This is a genomic window from Sphingopyxis sp. FD7 (genome assembly GCF_003609835.1).
In the GTDB taxonomy this organism is placed as follows: domain Bacteria; phylum Pseudomonadota; class Alphaproteobacteria; order Sphingomonadales; family Sphingomonadaceae; genus Sphingopyxis.
This window is the reverse complement of sequence record NZ_AP017898.1, coordinates 1,349,086-1,363,866: the sequence shown is the minus strand read 5'-3', so window position 1 is coordinate 1,363,866 and position 14,781 is coordinate 1,349,086. Positions and strand designations below refer to the sequence as shown.

Sequence of the window (14,781 nt, the reverse complement as noted above, 5' to 3'; positions counted from 1 at the left end):
ATTTTCGACTCGCCGACTTCTGAATGTCGATCGGCCCTAATCAGATGTTAACCATCAGGGGTTAAAGGGGACGCACGGCATACCGATGTGTGCCCTTCTCCCTAACGGCGTTTGCGCCGACCTGGGCCGTGCGGCGATCGCTTCGCGGCCCGTTTCTTTGGTGCGCGGCGGCCCTTGCGCGCCTCGCGGGCGGCGCCTATCTGGCGCCGATGCAGAATATGTCCGGAAAATCGGCGATCGTCCTCCTGTCGGGCGGGCTCGACTCGATGGTCTGTGCCGGCCTCGCGCGCGAGGCGGGGGCGCGGATCGTCGCGCTGACGATCGACTATAACCAGCGGCACCGGGTCGAGCTGGAATCGGCGGCGCGCATTGCCGATCATGTCGGCGCCGCCGAGCACATCGTCCTGCCGCTCGACCTTCGCCGGTTCGGCGGGTCGGCGCTGACCGATGACATCGATGTGCCGAAGGAGGGGGTCGGGACCGACATTCCCGTAACCTATGTCCCCGCGCGCAACCTGATTTTCCTGTCGCTGACGCTGGGGCTGGCCGAGGCGCGGCAGGCCGCTGACATCGTGATCGGGGTCAACGCGCTCGACTATTCGGGTTATCCCGACTGCCGCCCCGCATTCATTCAGGGGTTCGAGAAGCTTGCCGCGCTCGCGACGCGCGACGGCGATCGGGGAGTATCTTTTCGGATTCACGCCCCGCTTCAGCATATGACCAAGGCCGACATCGCCGCCGAAGCGGCGCGGCTCGGCATGGATGCGGCGATGAGCTGGTCCTGTTACGACCCGACGCCCGAGGGTCTGCACTGCGGGTCGTGCGACAGCTGCCGCCTGCGCCGCAAGGGTTTTGCCGACGCCGGACTCGCCGATCCGACGTGCTACGCCTGAACCCATGGTCTATTCGGTCAAAGAGATTTTCCTGACCCTGCAAGGGGAGGGGGCGCAGGCGGGCCGCCGCGCGGTATTCTGCCGCTTTGCCGGATGCAATTTGTGGACCGGGCGCGAACAGGATCGCGCGCAAGCCATCTGCCGTTTCTGCGACACTGATTTCGTCGGCACCGACGGGACGCTGGGCGGCAAATACAGGAGCGCGGCGGCGCTCGCCGATATCATCGCCGAAAGCTGGGGCGAGGGCCGCGAAGACCGTTATGTCGTGCTCACCGGCGGCGAGCCGATGTTGCAGGTCGACGAGGCGCTGATCGACGCGCTCCATGCGCGCGGCTTTGCGATCGCGATCGAAAGCAACGGCACATTGCCGATTCCGCGCAGCATCGACTGGATCTGCGTCAGCCCGAAAGCGGGAAGCGAACTGGTGCAATCGAGCGGCGACGAACTCAAACTCGTCTGGCCGCAGCCTGGCAGCGACGTCGCGAAGCTCGCCGCCCTCGATTTCAAGCATCGGCTCGTGCAACCGCTTGACGATCCGAACGCGGCCGCCAATGTGCAGGCGTGCATCGACCTGGTGATGGCCGATCCGCGCTGGCGCCTGTCGCTCCAGACGCACAAGAGCCTGGGGCTGCGATAGCGCCTACTCGCCCTTTTTCGCGGGAACGTCAGGGGTGACAGCCTTTTTGGCGGCGGGCATGTCGACCGCATCGGGGTTCTCGTCGGCCTCGGCGGGCGGCGCGGCCTCGTCCTCGCTTTCGTCGGACTCGGCGGCCTTCTTCGCCGTTCCATCGTCGGGGACGCTGTTGTCGACGGCGGTGCCGTCGCCGACCGCATCGTCGAGGATGATCATCGAATCGCTGACCGATCCGGGCTGGACTTCGACCGCGTCGAGCTTCGTCGTCGACGTGCCGCCGGTGTCGCTGCCGCCGCAAGCGGCAAGGCCGAGGAGAAGGAGCGAGGGAAGCAGAATGCGGGTCATGCGCCGGTCCTAATCGCTCGGCCGCAGCTTGTCGAGAAAGGCGGGAAGCGTCGCAGCCAGCGCGGCATCGACCTCGGCAAAATCGGCCGCCTTGCCCAGCGCGGCGAGACTGGTCACGGGATATTCGGCGATGCCGCACGGCACGATGCCGGTGAAATGGGCCAGGTCGGGCGCAACGTTCAGCGAAAAGCCGTGCATCGTCACCCAGCGTTTGACGCGCACGCCAATCGCGCCGATCTTGGCCTCGCGCCCCCGTGCGTCGTCGGTCCAGATGCCGATGCGTCCTTCGGCCCGCCGCGCCGCGACGCCGAGCAGCGCGAGCGCATCGATCACCCAGCCTTCGAGCGCATGGACATAAGCGCGCACATCGCGGCCACGGCGCGTCAGGTCGAGCTGGACATAGCCGACGCGCTGGCCGGGGCCGTGATAGGTGTAACGTCCGCCGCGTCCCGCGTCATAGACGGGAAAGCGTGGATCGAGCAGTTCGGCGGGATCGGCGCTCGTCCCCGCAGTATAAAGCGGCGGATGCTCGATCAGCCAGATGCGTTCGCCGCTTTCGCCCGCATGGATCGCGGCGGCGCGCGCGTCCATGTCGGCGAGCGCCACGGCATAGTCGGTGAGGCCGGGGCTGACGGTCCATTGGGGCTGGGAAAGCGACGGCATGGCGCGGGCTATCTGGCGCGTCGCGGCCCGCCGCGCAAGGCCCGGCGGAACAAAGTGCGACAGGGCTGGACAGATGCGGCGAACATCGTCACCTTCCCCGCAACGGGGAAATCGAAAAATCACGGGGTATCAATGACAAAATTCGACATGGGCGCGGCGTGGGACGACACCTTGCTGTTGCTCAAATCGCATACGGCGCTGATCGTCGCGATCGCGGGCGTCTTTTTCTTCCTGCCCGCGCTCGCTTTTGCCTGGTTCGGACCCGTGCCCGTCGAGCCGCCCGCGGGCGCCGATTTCGACCAGCTGATGACGGCTTTTCGGGAAAGCTTCCGCCAGATGATCCCCGGCCAGATCGTCGTCGCGCTCTGCACGATGGTCGGCACGGCGGCGATTCTGCGGCTGTGGCTGGCGCGCACGGGGATCAGCGTCGGCGAGGCGCTCACCTTTGGCCTCATGCTTTTCCCGACAATGCTGGCGGTGCAGATTCTGACCGGCATCGCGATCGGCATTGGCGTCATCCTGCTGATCCTTCCGGGCCTCTATCTCGTCGGCCGCCTCGCGCTCGTCGCGCCGGCGATCGCCGATCGGGCGATCTACAATCCGTTCGAGGCGATCCGCGCGAGCTGGGAGCTGACCCGGAACAATGGCTGGGCGGTCTTTTTCTTCCTGCTCCTCGTCGGGCTGGTCATCTTCATTGCCGCGCTCATCGTCGGCGGCGTGCTGTCGGTCATCGTCGGCAGCGAGCCCGGATTCGGCCGGATGGTCGGCGGGTTCGTCGAAGCGGCGTTCGGCGCGATCGGCAGCCTTTTCTCGATCGCCGTCGCGGCCGCCGCCTATCGCCAGCTGGCGCTGCGCAGCGCGTCCGACGTGTTTCAGTGAGGCGCGCCGATCGAAACGGATAGAAAAGGCGTGGATCGCGCGACGTCCAAAGGGCTCTCACCCGCATCGAATTGAAGGAAAGATGGTTCGACAACAGGGGGAAGTGACATGAATAAAATGACGATCGGCGCCGCCTTTTCAGAGACGTTCGCGTTTCTGAAGGCCAATTGGACGCAGATGCTGCTGTGGGTCGGCGGGGCGCTGATCCTCGTCGGCCTGCTCGGCTATCTGCTGTTGGGATCGACCTTTTCGGCGATGGCGATGGCGCCAAACGATCCGTCGCTCATCATGGGCGCCTTCGGCCGGATCGGTCTTTTCGCTCTCATCGCCGCGGTCATATTCTACGGCGTTTCGATGCTCATCTGGCGCGGCGGGATGCATCCCGGCGACGCGCCCAATTTCGCATGGGCGTTCCAGGCCGGTCCGGCGCTGGCCTTTGGCATGATCGTGATCATGATTGCCGCCTATATCGTCATTTTCATCGTCATGCTTGTCCTGACGCTGATTTTCGGCGCGGCGCTCGGGGGCATGGGGGCGCTTTCGCCCGCGGCGCTGGAATCGGGTGGTGCGGGAGCGATCGGCGGCGGCGCGATCTTTGTGATGATCCTCGTCTATATCGCCATCATCGTCTTCATGCTGTGGCTCCAGGGCCGCTTCATGGTTGCGGGGCCGGTGATGGCCGACCGGCTGACGCGCAATCCGGTGACGGGACTTGGCGAATCATGGCGGCTGACCGGACCCTCGCAGTGGGTGATCGTCGGTTTCTACCTGATCTTCACCATCGGCGTCGTCGCCTATGCGTTCGTCGCCGGCATGATTTTCGGTGGTATTCTGGGAGCGATCGCCGGGGGTTCGGTCGTCGGCGCGATGCTGACGATGATCGTCATGGCAGCGCTCGTCTATCTGCCGATCATGATGCTGTCATTCTCGGTGCCGGTCGGCGTCTACCGTGCCATCGCGCCGCGCGCATCGGGCGACATCTTCGCCTGATCGCCATCGACAAACAGGAAAGGGTGCTCCGTCGCCGGGGCGCCCTTTTCAGCTCCACTTGGCGAGCGGCGGCAGGCTCATCAGGATGGCATCGATATTGCCGCCGGTCTTGAGCCCGAACAGCGTTCCGCGGTCGTAGACGAGGTTGAACTCGGCATAGCGGCCGCGCCACACGAGCTGTGCGTCGCGCTCGGCGTCAGTGAAGGGCTGGTTCATCCGACGCCGCACAATGCGCGGGAAAATGTCGAGAAACGCCTCGCCGACCGCCTTCGTCAGCTGGAAATTGCGGTCGAACTCGACATCGTCGTTGCATTCGAGATGGTCGTAGAAGATGCCGCCGACCCCACGGTGGACGCCGCGGTGCGGGATATAGAAATAGTCCTCGGCCCATCTGGCATAGCGTTCATAGACATCGGGACCAAAGGGTGCGCAGGCGGCGCGCAGCCGCGCGTGGAACGCGTCGGTGTCCTCCTGGTACGGAATCGGTGGATTGAGGTCGGCGCCGCCACCGAACCAGCGCTTCGTCGTCGCGAGGAAGCGCGTGTTCATATGCACCGCAGGGACGTGCGGGTTCGCCATATGCGCGACGAGGCTGATCCCGGTCGCAAAGAAGCGGGGGTCGTCGCCTGCGCCATGGATCGACGCCGCGAAGTCGGGGGCGAACTCGCCGCCGACGGTCGAGACATTGACGCCGACCTTCTCGAACACCTTGCCCGTCATCGCCCCGCGCACGCCGCCGCCTCCTTCGCCGGGCTCCAGTCCCTCGGCCTCGCGATCCCATGGCGTATAAACGAAACGCGCGTCGCTGCCCGCTTCGGCCTCGATCGCCTCGAACTCGGCGCAGATGCGGTCTCGAAGCGATTCGAACCAGTCGCGCGCCGTCTGTTGCTGCGGGTCGAGCGGGATCATGCCGGAAAGCCTTTCGTTTGCCTGAGCGCCTCGGCGAGCGCGATGCCAGCCGCGACTGCAACATTCAAGGATCGAAAGCCCGGCTGCATGGGAATCGCGACCCGCGCGGCGGCGGCGGCGTGAACATGCGGCGGGACGCCCGAACTTTCGGAGCCGAACAGCAGCAGATCACGCGGTGCAAAGGTAAAGTGGGGAAGCGGAACGCCGCCGACGGTGGTCAGAAGTACCAGCCGCCTGCCGTTGCCGTGCGACCAGCTATGAAAACCGTCCCAATCGGCGTGGCGCCGGACATCGGCGCGCGGCGCATAATCCATGCCCGCGCGCTTGAGCGCAGCATCGCCGAACGGAAAGCCGCAAGGTTCGATGACATGGACGGGCACGCCAAAACAGGCGGCGGTCCGCAGGATCGTGCCGACATTGCCGGCGATGTCGGGCTGGAACAGCGCAATCTCCATGCTGTCGCCATAATGTTGAAGGCGCTGCGAATCGAGGGGCTTGCGCCGCCATTTGCAGCGCCGCGGGCGAAGCGGAAATTGCCTGTTGGCAAGCCCGGACTGTGCGGCTATCAGGCCCGCAATTCCCGGAGGGGCCGCCGGGTTGCGCGCTTTCGTGCGCGTGCAACGGGGCGGGCCATTCCTTCGCGAACGATTTTTTGGTTCACCCATGCAAGGGCAGTCGAATGGCCAGTGAAACTGAACGCAACGCCGGTATCGAGGATGGCGTCCGTCGCCGGGATTTCATCAATATAGCGGCGGTGAGTTTCGCGGGTGTCGGGGCGGTTGCGGTCGTGCTGCCCCTCGTCAACCAGATGAACCCGTCGGCCGACGTGCTTGCACTGTCGTCGACCGAAATCGACATTTCGGCGATCGGCACAGGGCAGGCGATCAAGACGAGCTGGCGCAAGCAGCCGGTGTTCGTGCGCAATCTGACCGCCGCCGAGATCGCCGAGGCGAACAGCGTGCCGATGAGCGACCTGCGCGAGCCGCAGACGCTCGCCGAGCGCACCAAACCCGGCAAGGAAAACTGGCTGATCACGCTGGGCGTCTGCACCCATCTGGGCTGCGTTCCGCTCGGCGCCGCCGAGGGTGAGAACCGCGGCGACTTCGGCGGTTATTTCTGTCCCTGCCACGGTTCGCACTACGACACCGCGGCGCGCATCCGCAAAGGTCCGGCGCCCACCAACCTGGTCGTGCCGCCCTATGAATTCACCAGCGACACCGTCGTGACGATCGGCTGAGGAGCGAGATAAGATGAGCTTTCCCTGGGCCAAGCAATATGAACCCCGGCAGCCGCTGATGAAGTGGCTGGACGAGAAGCTGCCGCTGCCGCGCCTCGTCTATAATGCGATCGGCGCCGGTTATCCGGTGCCGCGCAACCTCAACTATTTCTGGAACTTCGGCGTTCTCGCCGGCGCCGCGCTGGTGATCCAGATCGTCACCGGCATCGTGCTCGCGATGCACTATGCCGCCAATGCCGGGGTCGCCTTCAATTCGGTCGAGCATATCATGCGCGACGTCAACGCCGGCTGGTTCATCCGCTATGCGCATATGAACGGCGCGAGCATGTTCTTCATCGTCGTCTATCTGCACATTTTCCGCGGCCTTTATTACGGGTCGTACAAGGCGCCGCGCGAAATGGTGTGGTTGCTCGGCGTCGTGATCTTCCTGTTGATGATGGCGACCGCCTTCATGGGCTATGTGCTTCCCTGGGGCCAGATGAGCTTCTGGGGCGCGCAGGTCATTACCGGCTTCTTCTCGGCGATCCCGATCGTCGGCGAGCCGATCCGCCAGTGGCTGCTCGGCGGCTTTGCGCCCGACAATGCGGCGCTCAACCGCTTCTTCTCGTTGCACTATCTGCTGCCCTTCGTGATTGCGGGGGTCATCATCCTGCACATCTGGGCGCTGCACATTCCGGGGTCGAACAACCCCACGGGGATCGAGGTGAAGGACGAACAGGACACCGTTCCCTTCCATCCCTATTACACGGCGAAGGACGGTTTCGGCGTCGGCGTTTTCCTGCTCGTCTTTGCGGCGCTGACCTTCTTCACGCCGAACCTGCTTGGCCACGCCGACAATTATATCCCGGCGAACCCGCTTTCGACTCCCGCGCACATCGTACCCGAATGGTATTTCTGGCCCTTCTACGCGATCCTGCGCGCCTTCACTTTCAACTTCCTGTGGATCGACGCGAAACTGTGGGGCGTTATCGCGATGTTCGCGGCGATCGCGCTGCTCTTCTTCCTGCCCTGGCTCGACAGCTCGCCGGTGAAGTCGTCGACCTATCGCCCGCTTTATCGCATCTTCTTCTGGGTGCTGGTGGCCGACGTCGTGCTGCTCGCAATCTGTGGCAAGATGCCCGCGGAACAGCCTTGGGTCATCCTCAGCCAGATTGGCTCCATCTATTATTTCGCGCACTTCCTGATCATTCTGCCGATCGTGTCACGCATCGAGCGACCTCTGCCGATGCCCAACTCGATCACGGAAGCGGTCCTTGCAAAGCATGCCGACGACAAGTCGGCGGCCACGGCCTGAGCGCCGGACATTTATAGGAGCTGATACAGCCATGGTTCGTCCGCTCGGTTTTCTCGTCGGTCTGGGTTTCATTACGGCGCTGATCTTTGCGATCTTCACGACGCCGCTGAAGAATGAGCCCAACGCCGCCTATAGTTTCGTCAAGCATCCCAGGCATCTGGAGCTGGCCAGCGACGGTCTGATGCCGCACTGGGATCTGGCGCAGCTCCAGCGCGGGATGCAGGTGTACAAGGAGGTCTGCTCGGCCTGCCACAGCCTGAACCTCGTCGCCTTCCGCAACATTCAGGATCTGGGCTACACCGAAGGCCAGGTGAAGACCTTTGCCAAGGGTTTCCAGGTGCCGTCGATCAACCCCGACACGGGTGAGCCCGCGACGCGGGATGGACTGCCTTCGGACTATTTCCCGGCACCCTATGCCAATGATGTCGCCGCGCGCGCCGCGAACAACAACGCGCTGCCGCCCGATCTGTCGCTGATCACCAAGGCGCGCGAGGGCGGCAAGGACTATGTCTATTCGCTGCTGACCGGCTATCAGAACCCGCCCGCCAATCTGCCGAAGGAACTGCGTCCGGGTACGGGGCTGCATTACAACCCCTATTTCCCGAACCTGAACCTTGCGATGGCGAAGCCACTGTCCGACGGGCAGGTGACCTATGCTGACGGCACCAAGGCGACGGTCGACCAGATGGCGAAGGACGTGACCGCCTTCCTCGTCTGGACCGCCGAGCCGAAGCTGGTGAAGCGCGTACAGGTGGGCTGGGCGGTGGTCGGCTTCCTGCTGATCTTCACCGTGCTGACCTATTTGTCGTATCGCAATATCTGGGCAGACAAGAAGCATTGAGCGTCGGGGAGGGCGACCGTTCGATGATCGCCCTCCCGCCGCAGCCCGACCTCGACCTCGCGTCGCTCGTTCGTACGATCCCGGACTTTCCAAAGCCGGGTATCCAGTTCCGCGACATCACCACGCTGATCGGCGACGCCGCCGGGTTCAGCGAGAGCGTCCGCCGCCTGAGTGCGCGCGCGGCCGTGCACCGACCCGACCTGATCGTCGCGGTCGAGGCGCGCGGCTTCCTGTTCGGTGCCGCGATGGCGACGGCGATGGGGCTGGGCGTCGTCCCGGTCCGCAAGGCGGGCAAGCTGCCCGGCGTCACCATCGGTGTCGATTACGAACTCGAATATGGCACCGACCGGCTCGAACTCCACGAAGGCGCGGTGCTGCCCGGCCATCGCGTCGTCCTGATCGACGATCTGCTCGCGACCGGCGGCACAATCCTCGCGACGGCGACGTTGATGCAAAGCGTCGGGGCCGAGGTTGCCGCCGCGCTGTTCGTGATCGACCTGCCCGATCTGGGCGGATCGGCCCGGCTGGGCGCGGCGGGACTGGCGTGCGAGACGCTCATTGCCTTTGATGGGGATTGACGCTCGCGCTGTCGGTCGACGGAGATAAAGCGAGGCGCTTTTCATAGCGCCAAACGTCGAGTGCGAAAACGCCATCCGGCAGGGGCAGCTTGCTGGTGTAAATACCGGCGCGATGCCAACCGCATTTTTCATAGAAGCGCGCCGCGCGTTCATTGCCTATCGCGCAAGCGAGCCAGGCCGTCACGACCGCTTGTTCGGCCAGCCTTGCTTCCGCATCCTCGATCAGCATCTGCGCAAGCCCGCTCCCTCGCGCTCGTGCATCGACATAGAATTGATTGAGTTCATCGCCCTCGCAAAGCGAAAAGCCGAGCGGATCGCCCTCCTTTCCGACGACGCGCAACTGCCCGCCTGCAATCTCGAGCCTCTCCAGAAAATGTTCATAGGTCCGTACCTTCGCCAGCACCTCGGGCAAAATCCCGTGATGTGCGTCCTGCCAGCCGTCATGCCAAAGCCGTGCCAGGGGAGTGATGTCCGCCGCGACCGCATTACGCACGTCCGATCGCATCATTTCTGCCCCGGGCAGCCCAGAAGCGGATTCGGATGTTCGGCATCGCAACCACCACTGCCATAGCTGCGCGTGATGATTTCCAGCAGATGCCCGTCGGGATCGTCGAAATAGAGTCCGCGACCATCGTCCCAGCGATTGATGGCGCCGGGCTGTGTGCGAAAGGGGTCGGCCCAATAGGGAAGGTCGCGCGCGCGGATGCGGTCGAAAATGGCATCGAACTCGGCCTCGCTCACGCGGAACGCGAAATGACGGGAACTGATCGGTGGGGTATCGGGCAAGAAATCGAGCGACGTTTCGCCAATCGCAAGGACGGTGAAATGTGCGAGCTTGCGCGCCGGAGGAAGGCCGAGGATCTCCGCGAGAAAAGCCGTGCTCGCTTCGGGATCGCTTGCATGCACGATGGTATGATCGAGGATTACCGTCATGCCGTCAGCATAGCAAAGCGCCATGACAATGCCAGTTCACAACGCCGCAGACGTCTTGCCTGACACCACGGCTGCTGTTCTCACCCCACGAGAAAGTCCGCGCCGAAGCGCGGGCTATCGCGCGCGTGGTAAATGGATTGCGCTTAAAAGGGCAGCCAGTTCTGCTTCTTGCGGAACTTCATATAGCCGACATTGGCGCCCAACCGCGCGCCGACGCCGACGCGGATCGGGATCAGCACCACGTCGCCGCGGCGCAGATAGCTGGCGTTGAAGCCGCCCACCAGATAGGCGGCGCCTTCGCCTGCCGGATAGCGCTTATAGAGGTCTTCGCTGTCGAAAAGATTATAGACGAGGACGAAGGTGTTGCCGGCATTGGCCCCCGCATCGAAGCCGATCGACGGGCCGGTCCAATAGACGGGAAGTTCGCCTTCGACCTTGTGGTATAGCGTCCCCGAACCGTAACGCACGCCGAGCACCAGCGCGCCCCCGGCTTCGCGCCCGACGATATAGGCGTTGGGCTCGCCCTGTTCCTTCAATATGTCCTCGATCATTGCAGCGAGGCCCTGCGCGCCCTTTCCGAACACACCCTCGGCGGCGCCGATCAGATCGTCCTTCTTGTAGGTCGATCCCGGAGCGGCCGCGGCGGACGCGACATCGGCGTCCTCGTCGTCGGGGGTTGCGGCGGCGACCGGTGTTTCGCTGGTCTGCTGATCGCCAGTGGCCAGATCGCTGTCATAGGATTCGCTCGGCGGTGGTTCGCTCGTCGCGGGGGGCGGCGCGGGATTGTCCAGATCGGAATCGATCTGCATGTTGCTGGGATCGATCTCGCGCATTTGTGCGGCTGTCGGAACGGGCGCCAGCGCGAGACTGATCGACGCCATCGTCGCCAGGATCAGGCCGAAGAAACTCTTACGCATAGCGAACCCCCAGGTAAAACAGTGCCGTCGCGGCGAACCCCGCGTTAATCATGACTCGCTTTGCCGGGTGGGCAATGAACGGGCGATGACCCGACTCGATTTTGCGCCAGACCGAATCGATTGGCCGGTGAAATCCCGGTGGAAGCGTGAAAATGCTCCATCTTTGGCGTTGCGGGGGGCGAAGCGCATGGCTATAGCGACCCGCCTAGGCCAAACCTGTCGTTAGCGCGGCGGACCATGCGGAGACGTGGGTGAGTGGCTGAAACCAACGGTTTGCTAAACCGTCGTACTGGTAAATCCGGTACCGAGGGTTCGAATCCCTCCGTCTCCGCCACCTTCTCTCCGGTATAAATGGCGTCCTTAGTCACCTGAATCCAAAGTTCGCCACATTGATGTCGTCACCCCGGATCAAGCCCGGGATGACGATGATGAAACGAACTTCGATTCCAGCATATTAGCGACGCGGTTCCAGCCACCAGCGCTGGCGCCAGCCATAGGGGCTGGCGACGGGCTCGCCCGCGGCGTTGGTCGCGGGTTTGAAGCGGAAGCGCGCTTCGATGAGGTCGCAGGTCGTCCGGTCGAGCGCGGCGTTGCCGCTCGACCTGGTGACGCGGCATCCCGTCACGCGGCCATTGACCTCGATGGTGAAGCGCACCTCGACTTCGCCGCCCGCCCGCGCGTGGCTCGCTTCGCGCGGATAGTCGCGGTCGCGGATCGTGCCGCTGCGCCAGACGGCCCTGGTGCCGCCGCCCGTGCCGCTGCCCGAACCGCCGGCGCCCGTTCCGTCGCCGCGGCCCCCCGCGCCCGATCCGGGGCCGGGGTCGGGCGTCGCCCCGGCGGACGGAGCGTTGCCGACACCGGGTTGCGGCGCGGCGACGACGGGCGGAGAGAGCGGCGGCAGTTTCGGGGGCGGCACGACGACCGTGGCGGCCTTCGCCTGCCTGTTCGCGGCCGACGCCTTCCCCGTGGCGCGCTCGCTCGGCACGGGCGCCGGAGCGACCTTCTCGCGCGTGACGGGCGGGGCGGGCAGGGCGATGGCGGTGATCGCCTCGCGCGCGCGGCGCACGACATCGAGGTCGAGCCCGCGTGCGAAGCCAAAGCCGATGGCGAGCGCCGCGACCAGCGCAGCGCCGCCCGACAGCAGCTTTTGCGGTCTTGAAACCTGCCCCGAATATGCCATCGCGCCGTCTCGTGTCGCGCGCCCGGCGCGCGCTGCCAGCGCCCGGTTTAGAGGAAATCGTCTAACGTGGACATGAACCGGTCGAACTGGTCGTGGTGCAGCCAGTGGCCCGCGTTTTCAAACTCGATCACTTTTGCCGTCTTGAAATGCCGAAGGCGCCCGTCCTTTTCGGGGTTCGAGGCCCAGCTGTCGGCGCCGTAGAGAAGGAGGGTAGGGCAGGTGATCGCGCCCCACAGCGAGGCGATGTCGTCCTGCGCCACGTCGAAGGCCGGCCAGACGTTGAGGTAATTGTCGAACTTCCAGCTCCACGTTCCATCCTCATTGCGGCTGACGCCATGGATCGTGAGGTGGCGCGCCTGCGCTTCGGTGAGATAGGCGTTTTCGGCCATCATCCGCGCCAGCGCATCCTCGATCGTCGCATAGCGGCGCGGCGTGCGCCCCGCGGCCTGGCGCTTGTCGTCGATCCATTTGCGGAAACGGTCGGCATAGGGCGTCCTGGCGCGTTCGGCGAGTAGCCTGGGCGAGGGGCCGAGCCCTTCGATGGCGACGAGCTTTTGCACATTGGCGGGATAAAGGCCGGTATAGCGAAGCGCGATATTGCCCCCCAACGAATGCGCGACGATCGACACCGGGCCACGGTCGAGCTGGTGAATCAGCTGCGCCAGGTCATAGACGAAGCTGTCGATCGCATAATTGCCGTCGGGCGACCAGGCGCTGTCGCCATGGCCGCGCAGGTCGGGGGCGATGACGTGGAAGCGGCCCTGAAGCCGCTCGGCGACCCAGTCCCAGTTGCGGCAATGGTCGCGCCCGCCATGGACGAGCAGCAGAGGCGGCGCCTCGCGGTTGCCCCAATCGACATAATGCAGCTTCAACCGCTGCGAGATAAAGCTGTTCGAGGTGGGGCCTGCACTTGCCATCGGATCATCCTTGCTGTCTGGTCCAGTTTCAAAAGGCGACTGGTTTCGATCCGTCAACCCTGGATCGGCGACCGAAGCGAGAGAGAGGATAGGGATCATGTCGACATTTCGGGACAATCTGCTGGCCGGAAAGACGGCGTTCGTTGCGGGCGGGACGAGCGGCATCAACCTCGGCATCGCCAAACGCTTCGCCGAACTGGGCGCGAAGGTCGCGGTGGCGGGGCGCGATCCCGACAAGGCGGCGCGCGCGGCGGCGGACATCGGCAAGGGGGCGCTGGGCCTGTCGGGCGATGTGCGCGACTATGCCGCGATTCGCGGGGTGATGGAGCGGGTTGCGGGGGAACTCGGTCCGATGGACATCGTCGTTTCGGGCGCGGCGGGCAATTTTCTGGCCCCCGTGCTCGGCATGTCGGCGAACGCCTTTCGCACGGTCGTCGATATCGACCTCAACGGCACCTTCAATGTCTTTCGCGGCTGTCACGACCTGCTGGTGCGGCCCGGCGCATCGTTGATCGCGATCACCGCGGGGCAGGCGGTCAATGCATCGGCCTTGCAGGCGCATGCCTGCGCGGCGAAGGCGGGCATCAACCAGCTGATTCGCGTGCTCGCGCTCGAATGGGGGCCGGAGGTGCGCGTGAACGGCATCTCGCCGGGACCGATCGCCGATACCGAAGGCATGAAACGCCTCGCGCCCGACGCGGCGACGCGGCAGGCGCATTACGACCGCATCGCGATGAAGCGCTGGGGTCGGATCGAGGAGGTCGCCGAATCGGCGGTGTTTCTGTGCAGCCCCGCCGCCAGCTATATCACCGGCACGATCCTCGACTGCGACGGCGGCAGCCAGATCGGCGATGCGTCGCGCGGCGACCTTGCGAAAGGGATGGCCTGAACCAAAAACGCCGCCAACCCGGCGGGGTGGCGGCGTTTTGAATGGTGGGCGTGGCAAGGATTGAACTTGCGACCCCTGCGATGTCAACACAGTGCTCTACCACTGAGCTACACGCCCATCCCTTTGGGGTGACGCGCCCCCTAAAGGCCTTGGCGCGGCTTGGCAAGTCCTTCGGTGCGTCGACGCGTTTATTGTTGGTTAGACTGGTCGGCGCGCCCGAACAGCATGTCGACCTCGCGCACCAGATCCTTGAGGTGGAAGGGTTTGGAGAGCAGCTTGGCCTGCGGCACATTTTCCTCGGCGCGCAGCGAGACCGCCGCGAATCCGGTGATGAACATCACCTGCGTCTGCGGCGCCGCCTTCGCCGTGTGCTGAGCGAGTTCGATGCCGTCCATTTCGGGCATCACGATGTCCGACAACAGCAGGTCGAAGGTGCCCGAATCAATATAGGGGACCGCCGCCGTGCCGCGATCGACCGCGGTGACATGATAGCCTGCGCCGGTGAGGGCGCGCGCGAGATATTCGCGCATCACATCGTCGTCTTCGGCAAGCAAGATGCGAATCATCGTGAAATCTGTTCCCTGGCCCTTGAACGCCGCCGGTTGCCCGTGTCGACGCTTGCTTCACCATAGCCATAGCGGCAGAGATTTAACAAATTAGGGCGGCAAGCTGGATTCCCCCG

At 64.5% G+C, this 14,781-nt stretch carries 19 protein-coding genes and 2 tRNA genes; 10 read left to right on the top strand and 11 right to left on the bottom strand.

Features of this window, described 5'->3' with window-relative positions:
• Positions 1–209 precede the first annotated feature (209 nt).
• Both queC and queE read left to right on the top strand, forming a co-directional pair.
• Positions 210–893 carry a 7-cyano-7-deazaguanine synthase QueC gene (gene queC / locus SPYCA_RS06400; protein WP_120222184.1) on the top strand — a complete coding sequence of 228 codons (684 nt, stop codon included), beginning with the start codon at positions 210–212 and terminating at the stop codon, positions 891–893.
• A gap of 4 nt (positions 894–897) precedes the next feature.
• A complete protein-coding gene (gene queE, locus SPYCA_RS06395; RefSeq protein ID WP_120219444.1) occupies positions 898–1,530 on the top strand; it encodes a 7-carboxy-7-deazaguanine synthase in 633 nt (210 codons plus the stop codon).
• A 3-nt stretch (positions 1,531–1,533) separates the two neighbouring features.
• Here the strand turns inward: queE and SPYCA_RS06390 are convergent, their stop codons facing one another.
• Both SPYCA_RS06390 and lipB read right to left on the bottom strand, forming a co-directional pair.
• A complete protein-coding gene (locus tag SPYCA_RS06390; RefSeq protein WP_120219442.1) occupies positions 1,534–1,872 on the bottom strand; it encodes a hypothetical protein in 339 nt (112 codons plus the stop codon).
• Positions 1,873–1,881: 9 nt separating this feature from the next.
• Positions 1,882–2,535: a lipoyl(octanoyl) transferase LipB gene (gene lipB / locus SPYCA_RS06385; protein ID WP_120219440.1), complete on the bottom strand. Its 654-nt coding sequence runs from the start codon at positions 2,533–2,535 to the stop codon at positions 1,882–1,884.
• Between the two features lie 132 nt (positions 2,536–2,667).
• On the opposite strand from lipB, the gene SPYCA_RS06380 reads away from it, so the two are divergent.
• Both SPYCA_RS06380 and SPYCA_RS06375 read left to right on the top strand, forming a co-directional pair.
• Complete coding sequence (locus tag SPYCA_RS06380) at positions 2,668–3,414, top strand: glycerophosphoryl diester phosphodiesterase membrane domain-containing protein (protein WP_120219438.1); 747 nt, start codon at positions 2,668–2,670, stop codon at positions 3,412–3,414.
• A 108-nt stretch (positions 3,415–3,522) separates the two neighbouring features.
• Entirely contained in the window at positions 3,523–4,404 is an 882-nt protein-coding gene (locus tag SPYCA_RS06375) for a hypothetical protein (protein WP_120219436.1), read from the top strand.
• Positions 4,405–4,452: 48 nt separating this feature from the next.
• Here SPYCA_RS06375 and hemF read toward each other — a convergent pair whose 3' ends face one another.
• Positions 4,453–5,313, bottom strand: coding sequence for an oxygen-dependent coproporphyrinogen oxidase (hemF, locus tag SPYCA_RS06370; RefSeq protein WP_120219434.1), 861 nt, complete (start codon positions 5,311–5,313; stop codon positions 4,453–4,455).
• Positions 5,310–5,768, bottom strand: coding sequence for a tRNA (cytidine(34)-2'-O)-methyltransferase (locus SPYCA_RS06365; protein ID WP_120219432.1), 459 nt, complete (start codon positions 5,766–5,768; stop codon positions 5,310–5,312). The genes hemF and SPYCA_RS06365 overlap by 4 nt, the downstream gene beginning before the upstream one ends.
• 224 nt (positions 5,769–5,992) lie before the next feature.
• Between SPYCA_RS06365 and petA the strand changes: the two genes are divergently transcribed.
• From petA to SPYCA_RS06345, 4 genes are read left to right on the top strand one after another with little or no spacing between them, the layout of a single operon-like run.
• Positions 5,993–6,550 (top strand): ubiquinol-cytochrome c reductase iron-sulfur subunit, encoded by a 558-nt coding sequence (gene petA / locus SPYCA_RS06360; RefSeq protein ID WP_120219430.1) that lies wholly within the window; start codon positions 5,993–5,995, stop codon positions 6,548–6,550.
• Between the two features lie 13 nt (positions 6,551–6,563).
• The gene (locus SPYCA_RS06355) at positions 6,564–7,844 is read left to right on the top strand and encodes a cytochrome b (protein ID WP_120219428.1); all 1,281 of its coding nucleotides are present in this window, start codon (positions 6,564–6,566) and stop codon (positions 7,842–7,844) included.
• Between the two features lie 31 nt (positions 7,845–7,875).
• On the top strand, positions 7,876–8,685 hold the full coding sequence (locus SPYCA_RS06350) for a cytochrome c1 (protein ID WP_120219426.1): 810 nt from the start codon (positions 7,876–7,878) through the stop codon (positions 8,683–8,685).
• A gap of 23 nt (positions 8,686–8,708) precedes the next feature.
• On the top strand, positions 8,709–9,263 hold the full coding sequence (locus SPYCA_RS06345) for an adenine phosphoribosyltransferase (RefSeq protein WP_120222183.1): 555 nt from the start codon (positions 8,709–8,711) through the stop codon (positions 9,261–9,263).
• Here the strand turns inward: SPYCA_RS06345 and SPYCA_RS06340 are convergent.
• From SPYCA_RS06340 to SPYCA_RS06330, 3 genes are all read right to left on the bottom strand, one after another.
• Positions 9,241–9,771: a GNAT family N-acetyltransferase gene (locus SPYCA_RS06340; protein WP_120219425.1), complete on the bottom strand. Its 531-nt coding sequence runs from the start codon at positions 9,769–9,771 to the stop codon at positions 9,241–9,243. The genes SPYCA_RS06345 and SPYCA_RS06340 overlap by 23 nt on opposite strands.
• On the bottom strand, positions 9,768–10,196 hold the full coding sequence (locus SPYCA_RS06335; RefSeq protein ID WP_120222182.1) for a VOC family protein: 429 nt from the start codon (positions 10,194–10,196) through the stop codon (positions 9,768–9,770). Before SPYCA_RS06335 ends, SPYCA_RS06340 begins: the two co-directional genes overlap by 4 nt.
• Before the next feature lie 143 nt (positions 10,197–10,339).
• Positions 10,340–11,113 carry a DUF1134 domain-containing protein gene (locus SPYCA_RS06330; protein WP_120219424.1) on the bottom strand — a complete coding sequence of 258 codons (774 nt, stop codon included), beginning with the start codon at positions 11,111–11,113 and terminating at the stop codon, positions 10,340–10,342.
• Between the two features lie 241 nt (positions 11,114–11,354).
• Here SPYCA_RS06330 and SPYCA_RS06325 point away from each other — a divergent pair.
• Positions 11,355–11,447 (top strand) — tRNA-Ser (locus SPYCA_RS06325).
• 120 nt (positions 11,448–11,567) lie between these two features.
• On the opposite strand, the gene SPYCA_RS06320 is transcribed toward SPYCA_RS06325, so the two are convergent.
• The gene (locus SPYCA_RS06320) at positions 11,568–12,293 is read right to left on the bottom strand and encodes an energy transducer TonB (RefSeq protein ID WP_120219422.1); all 726 of its coding nucleotides are present in this window, start codon (positions 12,291–12,293) and stop codon (positions 11,568–11,570) included.
• A gap of 47 nt (positions 12,294–12,340) precedes the next feature.
• Positions 12,341–13,210 carry an alpha/beta fold hydrolase gene (locus SPYCA_RS06315; protein ID WP_120219420.1) on the bottom strand — a complete coding sequence of 290 codons (870 nt, stop codon included), beginning with the start codon at positions 13,208–13,210 and terminating at the stop codon, positions 12,341–12,343.
• A gap of 97 nt (positions 13,211–13,307) precedes the next feature.
• Between SPYCA_RS06315 and SPYCA_RS06310 the strand changes: the two genes are divergently transcribed.
• A complete protein-coding gene (locus SPYCA_RS06310) occupies positions 13,308–14,099 on the top strand; it encodes an SDR family oxidoreductase (RefSeq protein ID WP_120219418.1) in 792 nt (263 codons plus the stop codon).
• A gap of 42 nt (positions 14,100–14,141) precedes the next feature.
• On the opposite strand, the gene SPYCA_RS06305 is transcribed toward SPYCA_RS06310, so the two are convergent.
• Together SPYCA_RS06305 and cpdR are read right to left on the bottom strand one after the other, a co-directional pair.
• Positions 14,142–14,216 (bottom strand) — tRNA-Val (locus SPYCA_RS06305).
• 71 nt (positions 14,217–14,287) lie between these two features.
• Positions 14,288–14,665: a cell cycle two-component system response regulator CpdR gene (gene cpdR, locus SPYCA_RS06300; protein WP_120219416.1), complete on the bottom strand. Its 378-nt coding sequence runs from the start codon at positions 14,663–14,665 to the stop codon at positions 14,288–14,290.
• Positions 14,666–14,781: the final 116 nt, after the last annotated feature.

Bases quoted from the DNA above. Each gene is read 5' to 3' on its own strand.
- queC (WP_120222184.1), top strand. From the start codon at position 210: ATGCAGAATATGTCCGGAAAATCGGCGATCGTCCTCCTGTCGGGCGGG.
- queE (WP_120219444.1), top strand. From the start codon at position 898: ATGGTCTATTCGGTCAAAGAGATTTTCCTGACCCTGCAAGGGGAGGGG.
- SPYCA_RS06390 (WP_120219442.1), bottom strand. From the start codon at position 1,872: ATGACCCGCATTCTGCTTCCCTCGCTCCTTCTCCTCGGCCTTGCCGCT.
- lipB (WP_120219440.1), bottom strand. From the start codon at position 2,535: ATGCCGTCGCTTTCCCAGCCCCAATGGACCGTCAGCCCCGGCCTCACC.
- SPYCA_RS06380 (WP_120219438.1), top strand. From the start codon at position 2,668: ATGACAAAATTCGACATGGGCGCGGCGTGGGACGACACCTTGCTGTTG.
- SPYCA_RS06375 (WP_120219436.1), top strand. From the start codon at position 3,523: ATGAATAAAATGACGATCGGCGCCGCCTTTTCAGAGACGTTCGCGTTT.
- hemF (WP_120219434.1), bottom strand. From the start codon at position 5,313: ATGATCCCGCTCGACCCGCAGCAACAGACGGCGCGCGACTGGTTCGAA.
- SPYCA_RS06365 (WP_120219432.1), bottom strand. From the start codon at position 5,768: ATGGAGATTGCGCTGTTCCAGCCCGACATCGCCGGCAATGTCGGCACG.
- petA (WP_120219430.1), top strand. From the start codon at position 5,993: ATGGCCAGTGAAACTGAACGCAACGCCGGTATCGAGGATGGCGTCCGT.
- SPYCA_RS06355 (WP_120219428.1), top strand. From the start codon at position 6,564: ATGAGCTTTCCCTGGGCCAAGCAATATGAACCCCGGCAGCCGCTGATG.
- SPYCA_RS06350 (WP_120219426.1), top strand. From the start codon at position 7,876: ATGGTTCGTCCGCTCGGTTTTCTCGTCGGTCTGGGTTTCATTACGGCG.
- SPYCA_RS06345 (WP_120222183.1), top strand. From the start codon at position 8,709: ATGATCGCCCTCCCGCCGCAGCCCGACCTCGACCTCGCGTCGCTCGTT.
- SPYCA_RS06340 (WP_120219425.1), bottom strand. From the start codon at position 9,771: ATGATGCGATCGGACGTGCGTAATGCGGTCGCGGCGGACATCACTCCC.
- SPYCA_RS06335 (WP_120222182.1), bottom strand. From the start codon at position 10,196: ATGACGGTAATCCTCGATCATACCATCGTGCATGCAAGCGATCCCGAA.
- SPYCA_RS06330 (WP_120219424.1), bottom strand. From the start codon at position 11,113: ATGCGTAAGAGTTTCTTCGGCCTGATCCTGGCGACGATGGCGTCGATC.
- SPYCA_RS06320 (WP_120219422.1), bottom strand. From the start codon at position 12,293: ATGGCATATTCGGGGCAGGTTTCAAGACCGCAAAAGCTGCTGTCGGGC.
- SPYCA_RS06315 (WP_120219420.1), bottom strand. From the start codon at position 13,210: ATGGCAAGTGCAGGCCCCACCTCGAACAGCTTTATCTCGCAGCGGTTG.
- SPYCA_RS06310 (WP_120219418.1), top strand. From the start codon at position 13,308: ATGTCGACATTTCGGGACAATCTGCTGGCCGGAAAGACGGCGTTCGTT.
- cpdR (WP_120219416.1), bottom strand. From the start codon at position 14,665: ATGATTCGCATCTTGCTTGCCGAAGACGACGATGTGATGCGCGAATAT.